This is a genomic window from Roseateles sp. P5_D6 (assembly GCF_054049415.1).
Genome location: NZ_JBFUMK010000023.1, coordinates 1 through 15,184, shown reverse-complemented (window position 1 = coordinate 15,184; position 15,184 = coordinate 1). Strand labels below are relative to the sequence as shown.

General features: G+C 64.6%; 17 protein-coding genes and 1 pseudogene. 10 read left to right on the top strand and 8 right to left on the bottom strand.

What is annotated here, in order from left to right; translation table 11 throughout:
• The 3 genes from rph to hemW are packed head-to-tail and all read left to right on the top strand — an operon-like array spanning nucleotide 1 to nucleotide 2,508.
• Nucleotides 1-729 carry a ribonuclease PH gene (gene rph / locus ACXJKM_RS24550; RefSeq protein ID WP_056195344.1) on the top strand — a complete coding sequence of 243 codons (729 nt, stop codon included), beginning with the start codon at nucleotides 1-3 and terminating at the stop codon, nucleotides 727-729.
• The gene (rdgB, locus tag ACXJKM_RS24545; protein WP_457355862.1) at nucleotides 726-1,331 is read left to right on the top strand and encodes an RdgB/HAM1 family non-canonical purine NTP pyrophosphatase; all 606 of its coding nucleotides are present in this window, start codon (nucleotides 726-728) and stop codon (nucleotides 1,329-1,331) included. Before rph ends, rdgB begins: the two co-directional genes overlap by 4 nt.
• A gap of 13 nt (nucleotides 1,332-1,344) precedes the next feature.
• Nucleotides 1,345-2,508, top strand: coding sequence for a radical SAM family heme chaperone HemW (gene hemW, locus ACXJKM_RS24540; RefSeq protein ID WP_457355967.1), 1,164 nt, complete (start codon nucleotides 1,345-1,347; stop codon nucleotides 2,506-2,508).
• On the opposite strand, the gene ACXJKM_RS24535 is transcribed toward hemW, so the two are convergent.
• Nucleotides 2,480-3,409, bottom strand: coding sequence for a LysR substrate-binding domain-containing protein (locus ACXJKM_RS24535; protein ID WP_056195351.1), 930 nt, complete (start codon nucleotides 3,407-3,409; stop codon nucleotides 2,480-2,482). The two genes, hemW and ACXJKM_RS24535, sit on opposite strands and share 29 nt — an antisense overlap.
• Before the next feature lie 94 nt (nucleotides 3,410-3,503).
• On the opposite strand from ACXJKM_RS24535, the gene ACXJKM_RS24530 reads away from it, so the two are divergent.
• Entirely contained in the window at nucleotides 3,504-3,809 is a 306-nt protein-coding gene (locus tag ACXJKM_RS24530) for a hypothetical protein (RefSeq protein ID WP_457355861.1), read from the top strand.
• 217 nt (nucleotides 3,810-4,026) lie between these two features.
• On the opposite strand, the gene ACXJKM_RS24525 is transcribed toward ACXJKM_RS24530, so the two are convergent.
• Genes ACXJKM_RS24525 through ACXJKM_RS24515 form a run of 3 tightly spaced genes read right to left on the bottom strand, consistent with a single transcriptional unit; the run spans nucleotide 4,027 to nucleotide 6,657 of the window.
• Entirely contained in the window at nucleotides 4,027-5,115 is a 1,089-nt protein-coding gene (locus tag ACXJKM_RS24525; RefSeq protein WP_056195356.1) for a protein-glutamate methylesterase/protein-glutamine glutaminase, read from the bottom strand.
• 10 nt (nucleotides 5,116-5,125) lie between these two features.
• Nucleotides 5,126-5,791, bottom strand: a complete 666-nt coding sequence (gene cheD / locus ACXJKM_RS24520; protein WP_056195359.1) for a chemoreceptor glutamine deamidase CheD — start codon at nucleotides 5,789-5,791, stop codon at nucleotides 5,126-5,128.
• A 2-nt stretch (nucleotides 5,792-5,793) separates the two neighbouring features.
• Nucleotides 5,794-6,657 carry a CheR family methyltransferase gene (locus ACXJKM_RS24515; RefSeq protein WP_056195362.1) on the bottom strand — a complete coding sequence of 288 codons (864 nt, stop codon included), beginning with the start codon at nucleotides 6,655-6,657 and terminating at the stop codon, nucleotides 5,794-5,796.
• Between the two features lie 210 nt (nucleotides 6,658-6,867).
• Between ACXJKM_RS24515 and ACXJKM_RS24510 the strand changes: the two genes are divergently transcribed.
• From ACXJKM_RS24510 to ACXJKM_RS24500, 3 genes are read left to right on the top strand one after another with little or no spacing between them, the layout of a single operon-like run.
• On the top strand, nucleotides 6,868-7,605 hold the full coding sequence (locus ACXJKM_RS24510) for a GGDEF domain-containing protein (RefSeq protein ID WP_056195365.1): 738 nt from the start codon (nucleotides 6,868-6,870) through the stop codon (nucleotides 7,603-7,605).
• Nucleotides 7,602-8,423: a MinD/ParA family protein gene (locus tag ACXJKM_RS24505; protein WP_056195368.1), complete on the top strand. Its 822-nt coding sequence runs from the start codon at nucleotides 7,602-7,604 to the stop codon at nucleotides 8,421-8,423. Before ACXJKM_RS24510 ends, ACXJKM_RS24505 begins: the two co-directional genes overlap by 4 nt.
• A complete protein-coding gene (locus ACXJKM_RS24500; protein ID WP_157281372.1) occupies nucleotides 8,416-8,805 on the top strand; it encodes a group II truncated hemoglobin in 390 nt (129 codons plus the stop codon). Before ACXJKM_RS24505 ends, ACXJKM_RS24500 begins: the two co-directional genes overlap by 8 nt.
• On the opposite strand, the gene ACXJKM_RS24495 is transcribed toward ACXJKM_RS24500, so the two are convergent.
• The 3 genes and pseudogenes from ACXJKM_RS24495 to ACXJKM_RS24485 all read right to left on the bottom strand — a co-directional run.
• Nucleotides 8,802-9,452, bottom strand: a complete 651-nt coding sequence (locus ACXJKM_RS24495; protein ID WP_457355860.1) for a hypothetical protein — start codon at nucleotides 9,450-9,452, stop codon at nucleotides 8,802-8,804. The two genes, ACXJKM_RS24500 and ACXJKM_RS24495, sit on opposite strands and share 4 nt — an antisense overlap.
• A 152-nt stretch (nucleotides 9,453-9,604) precedes the next feature.
• Nucleotides 9,605-10,252: a Smr/MutS family protein gene (locus tag ACXJKM_RS24490; protein ID WP_457355859.1), complete on the bottom strand. Its 648-nt coding sequence runs from the start codon at nucleotides 10,250-10,252 to the stop codon at nucleotides 9,605-9,607.
• Nucleotides 10,249-10,410: pseudogene (locus tag ACXJKM_RS24485) on the bottom strand (JAB domain-containing protein); the annotation flags it as partial. The gene ACXJKM_RS24490 and the pseudogene ACXJKM_RS24485, both read right to left, overlap by 4 nt.
• A 435-nt stretch (nucleotides 10,411-10,845) precedes the next feature.
• On the opposite strand from ACXJKM_RS24485, the gene ACXJKM_RS24480 reads away from it, so the two are divergent.
• Genes ACXJKM_RS24480 through ACXJKM_RS24470 form a run of 3 tightly spaced genes read left to right on the top strand, consistent with a single transcriptional unit; the run spans nucleotide 10,846 to nucleotide 14,938 of the window.
• Nucleotides 10,846-12,018 (top strand): tyrosine-type recombinase/integrase, encoded by a 1,173-nt coding sequence (locus ACXJKM_RS24480; protein ID WP_457355858.1) that lies wholly within the window; start codon nucleotides 10,846-10,848, stop codon nucleotides 12,016-12,018.
• Complete coding sequence (locus ACXJKM_RS24475; protein ID WP_457355857.1) at nucleotides 12,015-13,742, top strand: hypothetical protein; 1,728 nt, start codon at nucleotides 12,015-12,017, stop codon at nucleotides 13,740-13,742. The genes ACXJKM_RS24480 and ACXJKM_RS24475 overlap by 4 nt, the downstream gene beginning before the upstream one ends.
• Entirely contained in the window at nucleotides 13,739-14,938 is a 1,200-nt protein-coding gene (locus ACXJKM_RS24470) for a hypothetical protein (protein WP_457355856.1), read from the top strand. The genes ACXJKM_RS24475 and ACXJKM_RS24470 overlap by 4 nt, the downstream gene beginning before the upstream one ends.
• A 23-nt stretch (nucleotides 14,939-14,961) precedes the next feature.
• Here ACXJKM_RS24470 and ACXJKM_RS24465 read toward each other — a convergent pair.
• Nucleotides 14,962-15,184: integrase core domain-containing protein (locus ACXJKM_RS24465; protein WP_457353896.1), on the bottom strand; the 223-nt coding region annotated here is incomplete at its 5' end.

Genomic DNA, 15,184 nt, shown 5'->3' with positions numbered 1-15,184 from the left:
ATGACCAAGACCTTCACGCGCAGCGCAGGCCGCGCCGCCAATCAATTGCGACCGGTGCGCATCACCCGCGGTTTCACCGTGCATGCCGAGGGCTCGGTGCTGATCGAGTTCGGTGGCACCCGCGTGTTGTGCACGGCTTCCGTCGAGGAGCGCGTGCCGCCGCACAAGCGCGGCTCGGGCGAGGGCTGGGTGACGGCCGAATACGGCATGCTGCCGCGCGCCACGCACACCCGTGGCGACCGCGAGGCCGCGCGCGGCAAGCAGAGTGGCCGCACGCAGGAGATCCAGCGCCTGATCGGCCGCTCGCTGCGCGCGGTGTTTGACCTGAGCGCCCTCGGCGAGCGCACGATCACGCTGGACTGCGACGTGCTGCAGGCCGACGGCGGCACGCGCACGGCGGCCATCACCGGCGCCTTCGTCGCGGCCCAGGACGCCGTCAACAGGCTGCTGGCCGACAGCAAGCTGTCGCGCTCGCCGATCAAGGACACGGTGGCCGCCATCTCGGTCGGCATCGTCGACGGCGTGCCGCTGCTGGACCTTGAATACATCGAGGACGTGGCCTGCGACACCGACATGAACGTCGTCATGACGGGCTCGGGTGGCTTTGTCGAGCTGCAGGGCACGGCCGAGGGCGTGGTGTTCACGCGTGACGAGATGAATGCGCTGCTCGACCTGGCCGACAAGGGCATCCGCGAGCTGATCGAGGCCCAACAAGCCGCGCTGAAGTGAAGCTGGTTCTTGCCTCCAACAACGCCAAGAAGCTCGTCGAGCTGCAGGCGTTGTTCGCGCCGCTCGGTATCGAACTGGTGAATCAGGGCAGCCTGGGCATCCCGGAGGCCGAGGAGCCCTTTGAAACCTTTGCCGAGAACGCGCTGACCAAAGCCCGCCACGCCGCCAAGCTCAGCGGCCTGCCAGCGCTGGCCGACGATTCAGGCTTGAGTGTTGACGCTCTCGGCGGCGCGCCCGGCGTGCGTTCGGCACGTTACGCGCTGGACACCGGCGGCGAGAAAAGCGACGCAGCCAACAATGAACGGTTGCTGCGCGAGATGGCCGGCATCGAGGATCGCCGGGCGCGCTTTGTCTGCGCCCTGGTGGCGGTGCGCGGCGCCGACGACCCCGAGCCACTGATCGCCATGGGCCGCTGGAGCGGCGAGATCCTGAAGGCGCCGAGCGGCGAGGGCGGCTTTGGCTACGACCCGCTGATGCACATTCCCGAGCTCGGCCAGACCGTGGCCAGCCTGGGCGCTGCGGTCAAGAACCAGCACAGCCATCGGGCACTGGCGGCCGTGCACCTGATCCAGCAGTTCCGCGAGGTCTGGCGGCTTGGCTGAGATCGTCCATCTGATGCGGCCGGGTACGCTGCAGTTGCCCGCGCTGCCCCCGCTTGCCCTCTACGTTCATCTGCCCTGGTGCTTGCGCAAATGCCCCTACTGCGACTTCAACTCGCATGAGGTCAAGGATGGCGCGTTGGCGGTCGACACGGCCGAGGCCTATCTCGCCGCGCTGCGAGCCGACCTCGAAGCGGCGTTGCCGCTGATCTGGGGCCGGCCTGTCATCAGCATCTTCGTCGGCGGCGGCACGCCCAGCCTGTTCAACCCCGAGCAGATCGCGCAGCTCATCTCGGATATCCGTGCACGCCTGCCGCTGGAGCCGGGCTGCGAGATCACGCTGGAGGCCAACCCCGGCACCTTCGAGCGCGAGCGCTTCAAGGGCTTTCGCCAGGCTGGCGTCACGCGGCTGTCGGTGGGCGTACAGAGCTTCGATGACGCGCAGCTGAAGACGCTCGGCCGCGTGCACAGCGCGAGCCAGGCACGCGAGGCGCTCACCGAGGCGGCTGCGGCGTTCGAGACCTTCAACCTCGACCTGATGTATGCGTTGCCCGGGCAGTCGCTGGACGACCTGTCGCGTGAGCTGGACGCTGCGCTGAGCTTCAAGCCACCGCACCTGTCCATCTACCACCTGACCATCGAACCCAACACGGTGTTCGCGACGCGCACGCCGGAGCATCTGCCTGACCCCGACCTGGCCAGCGACATGCTGGACCTGATCACGGCGCGTACCGGCGCCACGGGGCTGTCGCGTTACGAGGTCTCGGCCTATGCCCGCGAGGGCCACCGCTGCCTGCACAACCTGAACTACTGGCAGTTCGGCGACTATCTCGGCATCGGCGCTGGCGCGCACAGCAAGCTGAGTTTCCCCAACCGCGTGCTGCGCCAGGTGCGCTGGCGTGAACCGGCGGCCTTCATGGCGCAGGCGAACAAGGTCAGCAACGAACACGAGGTGGCGCGCAAGGACCTGCCCTTCGAGTTCATGCTGAATGCGCTGCGGCTGAAGGAAGGCGTCACGCTGACGCAGTTCCTCGAGCGCACCGGGCTGCCTGTGTCGGCGATTGCGAAAGGCTTGGAGGTGGCCCGTGGCCGTGGCTTGCTGACCAGTGATGCGGCTCGCATCCAGCCAACCGAGCGAGGCTTCGACTTCCTCAGCGATCTGCAGCAGCTGTTTCTTTGAGTCGCTGCTGCAGCGCCGCGACCTCGGCATGCAGCCAGTCGCAGAAGATGCGCACGGCCGGGTCGTCGCGCAGGGCCTCGGGGTAGACGACCTGGTAGTCACGCGTGGCGTCATCGTCGACGGCGTGAGTCGACAGCCGCACGAGCCGCCCGTCCAGCAGCGCGTCGGCGGCGAACAGTTCGCGGGTCAGGGCCACGCCCATGCCTTGCTCAGCTGCCTGTCCCAACATCGCGGCGTCGTTGAAGGTGGCCACAGGCGTTGGCACCGTGCCGGAGTGGCCGACCTCGGCAAACCACTGTCGCCACAAATCGGCGTCGCCCATCAGCGGCTGCTGCGTCAAGAGTTCCGGCGTTGCATCCACCAGGCGCTGCGCGAGCAGCGGCGCGGCAACGACGATGTGCGGCGAGTGAAAGAGTGGCTCACAGATCAGCCCGGGCCAGCCGCCACGGCCGATGCGCAGGCCGATGTGAAATCCCTCGCGTTCCAGGTCCACCACCTGCTGGGATGAATGCAGGTCCAGCGTGATGCAGGGCTGCAGGGCTTGCCAGCGCGGCAGGCGGGGCAGCAGCCAACGCTGCGCGAACGAGGGCAGGGCGGTCACTCGCAGCGTCTGCGCGGCGCTCCCGTGCGCTTGCGCCGCCGCCAGCAGGCCCGCCTGCAAGGCAGCGAACACCTGTGTCACGCCGCGCTGCAGCGCCTGCCCAGCCGGGTTCAGCGTCAGCCGCCGGCCCTGGCGAGTGAACAGCTCAAAGCCGAGCTGGGCCTCCAGGCCGCGGATCTGCTGGCTGACCGCGCTGTGAGTCAGGTGCAGGCTCTCGGCCGCGGCGCGCAGGTTCTCGGTCTGGGCCGCGGCACGAAAGGCAGCCAGGTAATGAAGGGGAAAACGGTCGAGTGAGGCCATCTGGTAAGCCAATCCAACCAATCAGTGAAGAAATAAGCGCTTCGTGGCGAGGCTCTGGATGCATAGCATAACCAGCACTTGAAGGAGCTTCACCATGATCACACTGCCCCGCTGGATTGCTTTTGCCTCATTTGCTGTCGTCCTCGTGCTCGCCACGACCGGCGCCCGGGCGTTCACGGATTCGAATGCCGAATTGAAGGAAGCGGCCGCGGAGCGCTCCAACCGCGTCGTCGTGACCGGCAAGGCCGAACGGCCCGTGCAGACGGCCTGGGTGCCGACCGCCCCGAAGTCGCTGGACGGTTTCAAGCCGGTTTTCCCGGCTGACCCCGTGGTCGTCGCGCGTCACCGTCCGATGCTGCTGGCCAAGGCCGATGCGCCCGCCAGTGCTGGTAAACGTTGAAGCCCCTCGTCCAAGGATTACCTTGGCCGGGACCGCGCTGCGGCCAGTGGCCGCAGCGCTTCGGCAGGCACATCGCGCCCACTGGGCGCAATGTGTCCGGCCTCAGCCCCCAAGGGGACGGCGATGCTTGCCGGATTCGCCGACAAGCACATCGCCCAAGGCGGGCCGGCTAGGGAGCGGCCCGGCGCTCGGCCCGCAAAACGCCTGAAATGAATCGTCAGACGCGGTTGAGCGAGATGCCCGAAGTGGCGCGCAGCCGCTCCAGCACTTTGGTCGCAATCTGGTTCAGCGGCAGCACCTCGTCCGCCGCGCCGGCCGCGATGGCCTCGCGCGGCATGCCGAAGACGACGCAACTGGCCTCGTCCTGGCAGTAGTTGTAGGCGCCAGCGTCCTTCATGACCTTCATGGCCCTGGCGCCATCCGCGCCCATGCCGGTCAGCATGATGCCGATGGCGTTCGGGCCGACCACCTTGGCAGCCGACAGAAACAGCGCCTCGACCGAGGGCTTGTGGCGGTTGATGGGTTCGCCGTCCTGCACGCGGGCGATGTAGTTCGCGCCGCTGCGCTCCACGCTCAGATGCATGCCGCCCGGTGCGATGTAGCCGTGGCCGGGCAGGATGCGCTCGCCGTCCTGGGCTTCCTTGACGCGGATCTTGCACAGGCCGTCCAGCCGCGCGGCATAGCTCTTGGTGAAGCCGGGCGGCATGTGCTGGGTGATGACGACGGCCGGGCTGTCAGCGGGCAAATTGATCAACACGTCCTTGGTCGCCTCGGTGCCGCCGGTGGAGGCGCCGATGAAGATGATCTTTTCGGTCGAGGCCCTGCCGAGGCTGGCCATCGTGACGGCCTTGACCGGGGCCGGCGCGGCTGCACCCGGTGCGGGCGGCGGTGGCGCGCGGCGGATGTGGGCCTTGGAGGCGATGCGGATTTTGTCCGTGATGTCCTGGGCCAGTTGGCGGATGCCGTCGGCCACGCCGATCTTGGGTTTGGCGACGAAGTCGATGGCGCCCAGTTCCAGCGCCTTCAGCGTGACCTCGGCACCGCGCTCAGTCAGCGTGGACACCATCACCACTGGCATCGGYCGCAGTCGCATCAGCCGCGAAAGGAAATCGAGGCCATCCATGCGCGGCATCTCGACGTCCAGCGTGATGACGTCGGGGTTGAGGTTGCGGATCATCTCGCGCGCGACCAGCGGGTCGGCGGCCGCGCCGATGCATTCCATGTCGGACTGCCGGTTGATGATCTCGGTGAGGATGGAGCGCACCAGCGCTGAGTCGTCCACCACCACGACTTTGGTCTTGGCCATCGGTGGCCTCCTAGAACAAATCGATGGAGCCGCCGCTGCTGGCGACCGGCTGCACCTTTTGAATGGCTGCCCTGTCCTGCTGGATCAGCGCGTCGTTATTCGTCGGTGCCAGGCGCTTCACCATCGCCTTGCCACTGGCCGGCAGGAAGCAGACCTTGCGGGGGTAGACGTCCATCACGTCCTTGGACACGATGGGGATGCGCTCGAGCTTCAGGAAGTCGATGACGAAGTTGGTGTTGCGCTCGCCGACGTTGAGCGAGTTCATGCCCGAGATGACGGCACCGCCGCCGAAGATCTTTGCTTCCATGCGTGCCTTGCTGGCACCGCGCTTCATCATCTCGTTGATGAGCAGTTCCATGGCGAAGGACCCGTAGCGGCCTGAGTCGCCATTGCCCTCGGGCAGCATGAAGTGGTTCATGCCGCCAACCTTGGCGACGCGGTCCCACAGGCAGGCGGCGATGCAGGAGCCCAGCGTCGTCATGACGAGCAGGTCTTCCTGGTCGACGAAATACTCGCCCGGCAGGATCTTGACCGCAGCGTTCTTGAAATGCGCGTCGTAGAAGAAGAACGAGGCTTCACCCTGCTTGCGCGGCTGGGCCTTGAGGTGGTTGACCTTGGCCACCGCGACCGGGTTGCCGAGGCCGACCGTGGGTGGCGAGGCGAATGGGGTGCTCATGGTCAGACCCGTTCGTAAATGGTTTTGCCGCGCAGCTTGAACAAGTCGCGGGCTTCGGTGAAGTTCTCCGAATGCCCGACGAAAAGCAGCCCTCCCGGCCGCATGACGCGGTGGATGCGCTCCAGCACCTTGCGCTGGGTGGGCGCATCGAAATAGATCATCACGTTGCGGCAGAACACCATGTGAAAGGGGTCGCCCAGCTGCCACTGCGCGTCCATCAGATTCAGCGAGCGGAACTCGACCCAGCGCTGCAGTTCAGGCTTGACGCGGATCTTGCCGGAGTTGGCGCCGGTGCCGCGCATGAAAAAGGTCTTCAGCCGCGTCGCGTCAAGGCCGCGAGCGTCGGCGTTGTAGACGCCGCGCTTGGCCGTGGCCAGCACGTTGGTGTCGATATCGCTGGACACGAGCTGCACCGAGGCGCTGGCGCCTAAGGCCTCGCTGCAGGTCATCAGGATGGAATAGGGCTCTTCACCGGTGGAAGCGGCGCAGCACCAGATGCGGACCTGCTTGCCGGCCGAACCGTTTGCAAAAGGCTTGAGGTCGTCCTTCAGCGCGTGGAAGTGATGCTCCTCGCGGAAGAAGGAGGTCAGGTTGGTCGTCAGGCAGTTGACGAACTCCTGCCACTCCGCGGCGCCGGACGGGCCGGTCGAGGCCTCCAGCCACTGCAGATAGCTGCCGAAGCTCTTGTGCCCGGTCTCGCGCAGGCGCCGAGACAGCCGGCTGTAGACCATCGCATGTTTGCCGTCATGCAGGCTGATGCCGGCGTGCTTGTAGATCAGTTCACGCACACGGTCGAAGTCGGCCTTGCTGAAGCTGAATTCGTGGTCGAGGGAGTCCGTGCCGGAGGCGAGGTCGGGTGCGGGCATGTCGAAATTCAGATTTGTTGGTGCTCGCAGCAGTTCTGGCGTGGCGCGCCGATTCTGCACCGCAGGGCCTTTTTAAGGCCCCTGGGCCGGTCCAGCATAGTGCAAACAGCCTCCAGGAACGTGCCTGTTTCACGACCTGGGCGCGCAGACGCCGCTGCTAGACTGCCCCGAAACCACAATCCACCCATCCGCCCCCACAGCCACAACCCTTTGGAACAACGCCTGCCCGCCACCCACCTGATCGACGCCGAAGCGCTCGTTCTGGATCAGGCCCTGCAATTGCTGCAGCAGGCCGGCGCATTGCTTCCAGACGAGGCGCCGATGAGTGCTGCCTGGTTGCAGGCCGTGCTGGATGCGCTGTGCGACCTCTCCAGCCGGGATGCGCTGACCGGCCTCGTCAACCGCCGCAGCTTCGAGATGGCGCTGGCCCGCGAGGTCGACCGCGTCGCGCGCTCGGGTGAGGGGGCCCTGCTGCTGATGCTGGACATCGACCACTTCAAGGCTGTCAACGACACCCACGGCCATGGCGCCGGCGACCAGGTCATCCGTGCCGTGGCCTGCGCCGTCGAGCAGACCGTGAGGCCCATGGATCTCGTCGCCCGCGTGGGCGGCGAGGAGTTCGCCATCATCCTGCCCAACTGCGCCTCGCATGTGGGCTTGGCCGTGGCTGAGCGCGTGCGCGAGCGCGTGTCCGAGCTCGCCATCGAGGTCGGCCCGGGCCAGATGCTCAGCGTCACCGTCAGCCTGGGCGGCGCCTTCGCGCCACAGTGGGTGCGCTCATCACCGTTGCTTTGGACGGAGCGGGCCGACCGCCAGCTCTACCGCGCCAAGGCCGAGGGCCGCAACCGCGCCTGCCTCGAACCTCAGATCGACTCCCTGGTCAGCGCCGAAGAAAAGGGCATGTTGTTCGCCTCCCTGAATCTCGAAACGCAACAGGACACCGCATGAGCACGACCTCTGATCCTGCTGCTCCCGCCGCATCTCCTGCTCAGCCGCCGCGCCCGGCGCGCGGCGGTGCGCGCACCCTCGCCGTCACCAGCGGCAAGGGCGGCGTCGGCAAGACCTTCGTCACCGCCAATCTCGCTGCAGCCCTGGCCGCGCGCGGCCAGAAGGTGCTGGTGCTGGATGCCGACCTTGGCCTGGCCAACCTCGACGTGGTGCTGAACCTGCACCCCAAACTGACGCTGCACGACGTCTTCACCGAAAAGGCCACGCTGGAGCAGGCCATCCTGCCCGCGCCGGGCGGCTTCTCCGTGTTGCTGGCCGGCTCGGGCATGGTCGAGTATTCGCGCCTGACTCCCGAAGTGCGCGACAAGCTGCTGCACATCATCGACCTGGTCAAGCCGCGCTTCGACTGGGTGCTGCTGGACACCGGCGCGGGCATCTCCGACGTCGTGCTGTTCGCGATCTCGCTGGCCACCGACGTCCTCGTCGTGGCCACGCCCGAGCCCACGTCGCTGACCGATGCCTACGCCACCATCAAGGTGCTGGCCACCCAGCAAGACCGCCGCCATGTGGGCCTGCTCGTCAACCAGGCCAACCGTGTCGGCGAAGGCAAGCTGATTTGTGGCCAGTTGCAGCAGGTGCTGCAGCGCTTCGTCGGCCCGACGCCGGGTCAGAGCTTCCGGCTTGAGCTCTACGGCGAGGTCAAGGCCGACGTGGCCGTCAAGCAGGCTGTGCTCAAGCGCCAGCTGATGCTGGAGCACTATCCCGGCTGCGACGCGGCCCAGGCCATCAAGGCGCTCGCCTCCAAACTCCTTGGCTGAATCGACTCCCACCACTGCCTTCGAATGGGCAGGCGGCGAGGCGCGGGTGCGCGGGCTCGTCGACCGCTTCTACGACCTGATGGACCTGGAGCCGGCCTACGCGCGGCTGCGCGCGGCGCATGGCGATTCGCTGGACAGCGCGCGCGACAAGCTGTTCTGGTTCCTGTGTGGCTGGCTCGGCGGTCCGGACCACTACATCAGCCGCTTCGGCCACCCGCGGCTGAAGGCGCGGCACATGCCGTTTCGCATCGGCATTGCCGAGCGTGATGAGTGGTTGGCCTGCATGGGCCAGGCCATGCAGGAGACCGGGGTGGACCCGGCCCTGCAGGCCCGGCTGGCCGAGTCCTTTGCGGGCACGGCCGACTGGATGCGCAACGTTTAGTCGAGGCGGAACGCGAAGTCCTGCTGGAACATCGCGTCGCCCTGGCACTGGTAGCCGGAGAGGGCGGATTCCACCGAGCGTTGCAGCGAGCGCTTGGTCTTGCCGTCCAGGGCGCCTTGCATCACGCGGAAATCGCTACCGACGACGCGGCCGCCGCGCACCGTGGCAACCACTTGCAGCACGGCTTCACCGCTCCAGTTGACGGCGGGGACTTCGGGGCGCGGCATGACCGAGCAGACGGCGCCGGCCGCTCTGAGCCCCGCGTCCTGTTTCACCACAGGGGGCGTTACTGGCGGCGTGCCGGTGCCTGTCGAGCCGCCCGCCGAAACCGTGGGTTCTCCGGTCCGCTGTTCGACGACAACGACATGCGGTGTCTCCTCTGTCCATGTAGGTGGAGGCAACACGTCCGGCTTGGGAACATTGATCAGCGTGGGCTGTTCGGCCTTCTTGATCTCTCGCACAGGTTCCCTTTCGGGCTGCTTGTCCGGGATGGGTGGCAACAGGATGGTGGCTTCCTTGACCCTGGGCGGAGACTTGATCAGCCCGGCGCTCAACGCGTAGATCCCGGCCAGATGCAGGGCGACAACCAGACCGATGCCCAGATAGCTCTTGGGCTGGGGCGCACGATCGGAAAAGGTAAGGGACATGGGCTCTCCTCGTTGGGGCTGGGAAACCGGATGTCGCGCTGATGGCGGCTTGAGCCCAGACTACTCCGGGCTAACGGCGTCGGTCAATGGCGTTGCACCTCGTGTCGGCCGCGCGACGTGACAGCCCGGTGTTATTCACCGTCAGCGGCGCGTCAGGCCGTTCCGCTGAGCAGCACGATCAGCGCCCCCGCCCCGCCGTCACTGGCGCGCGCCTGCACGAAGGCCAGCACCTCGTTCTTCTGCACCAGCCAGCGCCGCACGCGGCCCTTGAGAACGGGCTCGCGGCCCGGTGAGCCATGCCCCTTGCCATGCACGACGCGCACGCAGCGCAGGCCGCGCCGCGCGCTGTCGTGGATGAACAGCCCCAAGGCCTCGCGGGCCGCGTCACGGCGCAGCCCGTGCAGGTCGAGCTGGGCCTGCAGCGCCCAGTGGCCGCGGCGCAGTTTGCGCACCGCCTCGAGGCTGATGCCTTCGCGGCGAAAGCTCAACGTCTCGTCGGTGTCCAGCAGCGTGTCGACGTCGATCTCGTCGGACAGGGCCTGCAGCAGCACCGCGCGCTCGTCCGCTTCGCGCTGGCGCGGCTCGGGTGGCGGTTGCTCGAGGTCGTGGATGAAGCGGTCCATGCTGCGCAGCGGTGTCACCGGGCCGACGGTCAGCTCGAAGACCCGCCTTTCCTGCTCCGCCAGGCGCATGGCCGCGGCGACACGCTCCCGTTCGAGCTCGGCTGCCAGCCTTGCCGCGGCCAACTCGCGGGCCAGCGGTTTCAGGTCGGCGAGGCTGCGCACCGTCTTGACGGTCACAGCAGCCCCCGCTCGGCAAATGACACGACCTCGTTCGCACCGACGACGAAATGGTCGACAACACGCACATCCACCAGGGCCAGCGCCTGGCTGAGATGCTTGGTCAGCAGTTCATCGGCGCGCGAGGGCTCGGCCACGCCGCTGGGGTGTAAGGATGCATTGACCGATGTCAACATGATTGGCTCGGACAGCTTGGCTGCATAGACTCGCCAGAGGGGTTGGAAGCAGCCTCTTTTAGAGGCGAGTAGCCCTCCTGGGCGCAACGTACGTTCGATGGGATTTTCCATGGAATCGGCAAGACGCATTGACGCAGGTACGTTGACACGCCTTCGCTCGCTCGATGCAAATCTAGTGTTGCCGGCTATCTGCACGCATTTCAAGCTCGATCCGACGTATTGCCCTTTGAAGGACCCGCGCACTTGCAGATGGCACGTCAGGACAACCTGCGGGGAATTTGAGCTCCTGGCGATGGGATGCAAGTGGTTCGACACGCGGAGTCGGATTGGTGGGGGCGGTGCGGTTGACCTCGCGATGTATCTGTTGCGCCTCGATTTCTTGGATGCAGTCGCGCTTCTTGAAGATGGAGGACTGTGATGCACGTCGTTCGAAGGGGCACTCTTTCGAATCTCAAAGACCTTCCCGAAGGCGTTCGGCCTGCGCTGGATGCCCTGCCAAGAGTCACGATCCGGCAACCACGCCCGGCCGGCTTTCCACTGCTCTTCACGTCCGATTGGAATCTCGTAGAGCCTGCTGTGGAGTACCTGCACGAGCACGCCGTTCAGCGGGCTCGCACCCCGGAAACGGTCAGGACCTATTCGGAGATTCTTTTCGACTGGTTTGAGACGCTTGAGCAAAACGCCATCTGTTGGCGCGGGGCCGATGCAATCGATCTGGTGGCATACCGCAACCGAATGCTGAGCGAGCCAAGTCCGCGGACCGGCCGCCCTTACAAGACCACTACCATCAACCTACGGGTGCGTGGCGTCCTGCGGTTTTATCGGTGGGCTGTGCGCACAAGGTGGCTTTCGGCAAGTCCTCTTGCTGAGCCGAGCGCTGAGATGTTCGCTTCGGCGAAGCGCTCCCAAGAAGCGCGCGCGACTGAGTCGAGCATCTTCGCGCTCCGCCAGTTTGAGACGTTGCCTCGCCCCCTCAGTCGCGGGCAGTTGGATCGCCTTGTCGGGCGCCTACCGATGCCCTACGACTTGATGGTGAAGTGGCAGGCTGCTACCGGTTTGCGGGTGAGCGAGTTGCTTCGGCTCAAAACGACGGATGTCGTTTCGTCGGCAACGGATGCGGAAGGGCGTCTGATCAATGTTTTGCGCAAGGGACGCAAGCCCGGCTTTGTTATCGCACCAGCGGAGCTACTGGAGGAGTCGCGGGCTTACGTTCGCCTGCATCGTGATCTCTGGATTCGGCGCCGGCAACGAAAGGGACGCGCGGGGGCGGGCACAGAATTATTTGTCGGACCGCGTGGATCGCCGGTCCTGAAGAACACCTATCAGCGAGCTGTGCGCGTCGCAGGGAGTTCTTGCGATTTTGCGGTGGTTAGCCATGCATTGAGGGCCACGTTCGCCTGCACGTTGCTTGCTCAGTTGGAGAAAGCGGTGCGTGACGGCGCCGATCTCAACCCGCTTTTCATCGTCAAGGTGTTGCTGGGGCATGAGCGCATAGAGACGACAGACCGGTATTTGCGATCTATCGTCGTCGACGACTGTGCGCTGATGGAAGCGATCGAAAGTCTTATTCCCACGAGCGATCTAGCATGAGCGGCAAGGTCATGGATCGGAAGCTGGCGGGCAGACCCGCGAAGGCCACAGCGAATGCCGATCTTCGCCGCTGGGCCACACCTCGTGTCGTCCTTGAGACCACCATCGACATCGGCGCCTTAGAACTGCCACCACGAGTCCGCCTTCTATTTGCAGAGGCCTTCTGGAACCAGTACCAGCACGAAATTCATCGCGCTCAGATAGCCCGATGGTGGCGTCTCAAGTGCTTTGAACGCTTCGTCAAAGAAACAGGGGCAGTCGAAGGAGTCGAGGACCTGTGCAGCGCAATGTTGCGCCAATACATTGAATGGTTGAATCGACAGCTGCGGGCGGATGGAAGGCCGTGGGCGAAGGGATACAGATCGTCCAACTATTCGACGTTGAAGGCGATGGTGAAGTGGATCCAGCGCTGCCACCCTGAATCTGTGGGCGCTATCGACTACCCGTTCAGTCCCTTCCCGCATCGCAATCGAGATAGGACGCGCCGTCCATCTATGGCGCCGGCAGCGCTGAGGGCGCTTCTTCGAGCATGTGAGAAGGACATCCGTCGGCTTCGGGAAGTACGTGCAGAGGGTTTGGCCGCACGTCGCGATGCAGAGCCGGGTTCGCTCGGCCGGTTCCTTGAGTCCATCGATAGAACCTGTGGTGGTGTCCTGCCCGACTCGTCCGAACTGCAGAGGTCGGGCAGGCATGCGATGCGGGTTGCTGTGCAGAAGCACGGTGGCGCGCGAACCRTAGAGCGATACCTCTATCCGCAGGTCGACACCCTGCTGCCGTACTACTTGGCCATCTTGCTTCACACCGCCGGCAATCCAGAGCCGATTCTTGATCTACGCACTGATTGCCTTCGCCCCTTGCCTCTTTTGGATGACAGAGAACTCGTTGTGTGGATGAAAAAGCGTGCGGGTAAGGAGCAACGCCGAGCGTTTGATCGCGGCCGCAGCTTTGAGCCCCCGGTGTTGATCCGTGAGGTCGTCGAATGGACCGCGAGGTTGAGAGACGCGGCGCCGGCTGATGTTGCAGATAGGCTGTTCCTCTTCAAGTTCGGATCGCGCATCAACGCCCTCTCGATCACGAGCTATCGAAACGTAATTGGAGATTTTTGCAAGCGGCACGGGCTGCCGAGGTTTGCGCCGACTTCGATCCGTGTTGGCGCACTTACATCCTTTTATCGCGCCACGGGAGATCTGAAGAAGACCAGTGCCATTGCAAACCATTCCGGCCTGTCGACGACAGCAAGCTACGTGCGTTCGGCGGAGGTTCATGATCTGCATCAGGCTCGAATCGCCAGCCTGCAATCGGCCTTCATTGGGCACATTGAGAAGGAGCTCAGCGCCGGAGATAGGGAGGTCGAGAGCGGACAGGTTCAACAGTTAATCCCTGACGGTGAGGCCATTTCTATGTTTGGCTTCGGGTGTCGGGATCCGCTTGAGGGAGTCGCCCCGGGCAGTGTCAAAGGACAACTCTGCGGAAGTTACCTCGGTTGCTTCACCTGTCCTAACGCGGTGATCGTTGGCGATCTAAGGACGGTAGCAAGACTTCTGCAGGCCCAAGACCACCTACGCGCTGCCGCGCAGTCCGTGCATCCCGCTCGCTGGCAGGCTATCTATGCGCCACCCCTGCGGGTGCTTGAGAGTGACATCCTGCCGAGATTCACACAGGCCGAGCGTTTGCAGGCGCGCGAGCTGGTGGCGTCTCTGCCGCCGTTGCCGGACCTTCGATGATGAAGTCTTCTTCTCCCGAAGCATCAAGACCTGACCCTGGACCTGCGGTTTCAGCGGATCGGATCGACGCCGGGCGCGATTGGTTTTTGATGGGCTGCCGATGGGGAGATCCGGTATGGGTTCTGAGGCCAGGCAACGTCCTCGACGAAAAGATGCCGGTGAAGCTGTACTGGGATTTTCAGATGCCGACTGGCGGAAGATTTACCGATCCTGTTTATTCAAGGCTGCTTGAGACATGCCGCACAGTTGTCAAATTGGCACGAGAAAGATCGCCCATGACGGGGATGCCTCAGAAAGCATCCAGCGTCAGCACTTTTTTCTTCCACATCAGGACGCTAGTCAAATGGATGGTCAGTGCGGGGTATGCGAGATTCTCGGAGATTGATCGGCAAGGTGCGCTGAACTTCTTGCATCACGTTCGCCAGCGGACGGGCGCGTCGGGCAAGGAAATCTCGCCTGGAACTGTCGAGAAGTATCTCCACGCGCTGATGTACTTTTACTGGTACCGACATCAGCTTGATGGCGAGGGATTGGCAGTGGATCCGCTCGGGGGCGCGTCTGCCTTCGAAGAAGCCGGCTTAGGTAGTGCACCTAGAAATCCTTGGCCACACACGCCCGACGGCATCGCCGCTGAATTTGTGACGAAGGCCATTTATCTAGTGGAGGTCGAGGCGGCGCGGATCTTGTCGCTCCGGCAGGTCTACGCTAGCGCGATGTTGAAGGCCGAGAGGTCTGGATACGAGATGAAGAGTGCTCGCGTCATCGCTGCTCGCGCGATTCGCGAAGAGGATTCTTCTGCGGTGGGTTCGGTGGAGCGGTTCCATTCGACGAAGCAGCTTGCACAAGCAATAGATCGGCTATACGCGGCTTGTTTCATCGTGATCTCCTATCTGGCCGGAGCAAGGGTCAGCGAGATCCTTCGATTGCAGGCGGGATGTGCAGCGCGTCGGGGCGCGAACGGATCAGTGTCTGTGATCGTTGGGGCCATCTTTAAGCATCAGCAGGAGTACCACGGGAAGCCGCATGAATGGGTTGCGCCGCCGCCCGCCATCACAGCGATCGCAGTGCTCGAGAAACTTTCAGAGGGCCATCGTGCAAAGGCAAATCGGCAGGACCTATGGCTTCGGCAGACCGTCTTTGGGGCAACGGAATGGAAGGCCAACGGGGGCGTGAACGTAGAAGTGATCCCCACTTGACCTGCCCCCAATCGCCGTACCAGTCATTGCGAGGGAGCCCTGGGGGTCAAGGGTATCGCCAGTGCGGCGGTTGAAGCTGAACCTTCCTCGACAGCCTGCTGCCGTTGAAGGCGTGCGAAGCACCTGGGTGGCATGCGGCCGATGCTCGAATGCGGCCGCACCTCGTTGTAGTCCTGTACCCAGGCCTGGATCACGACCCGGGCCTGCGCCAGCGTCTCGAACCAGTGCTCGTTGAGGCACTCGTCG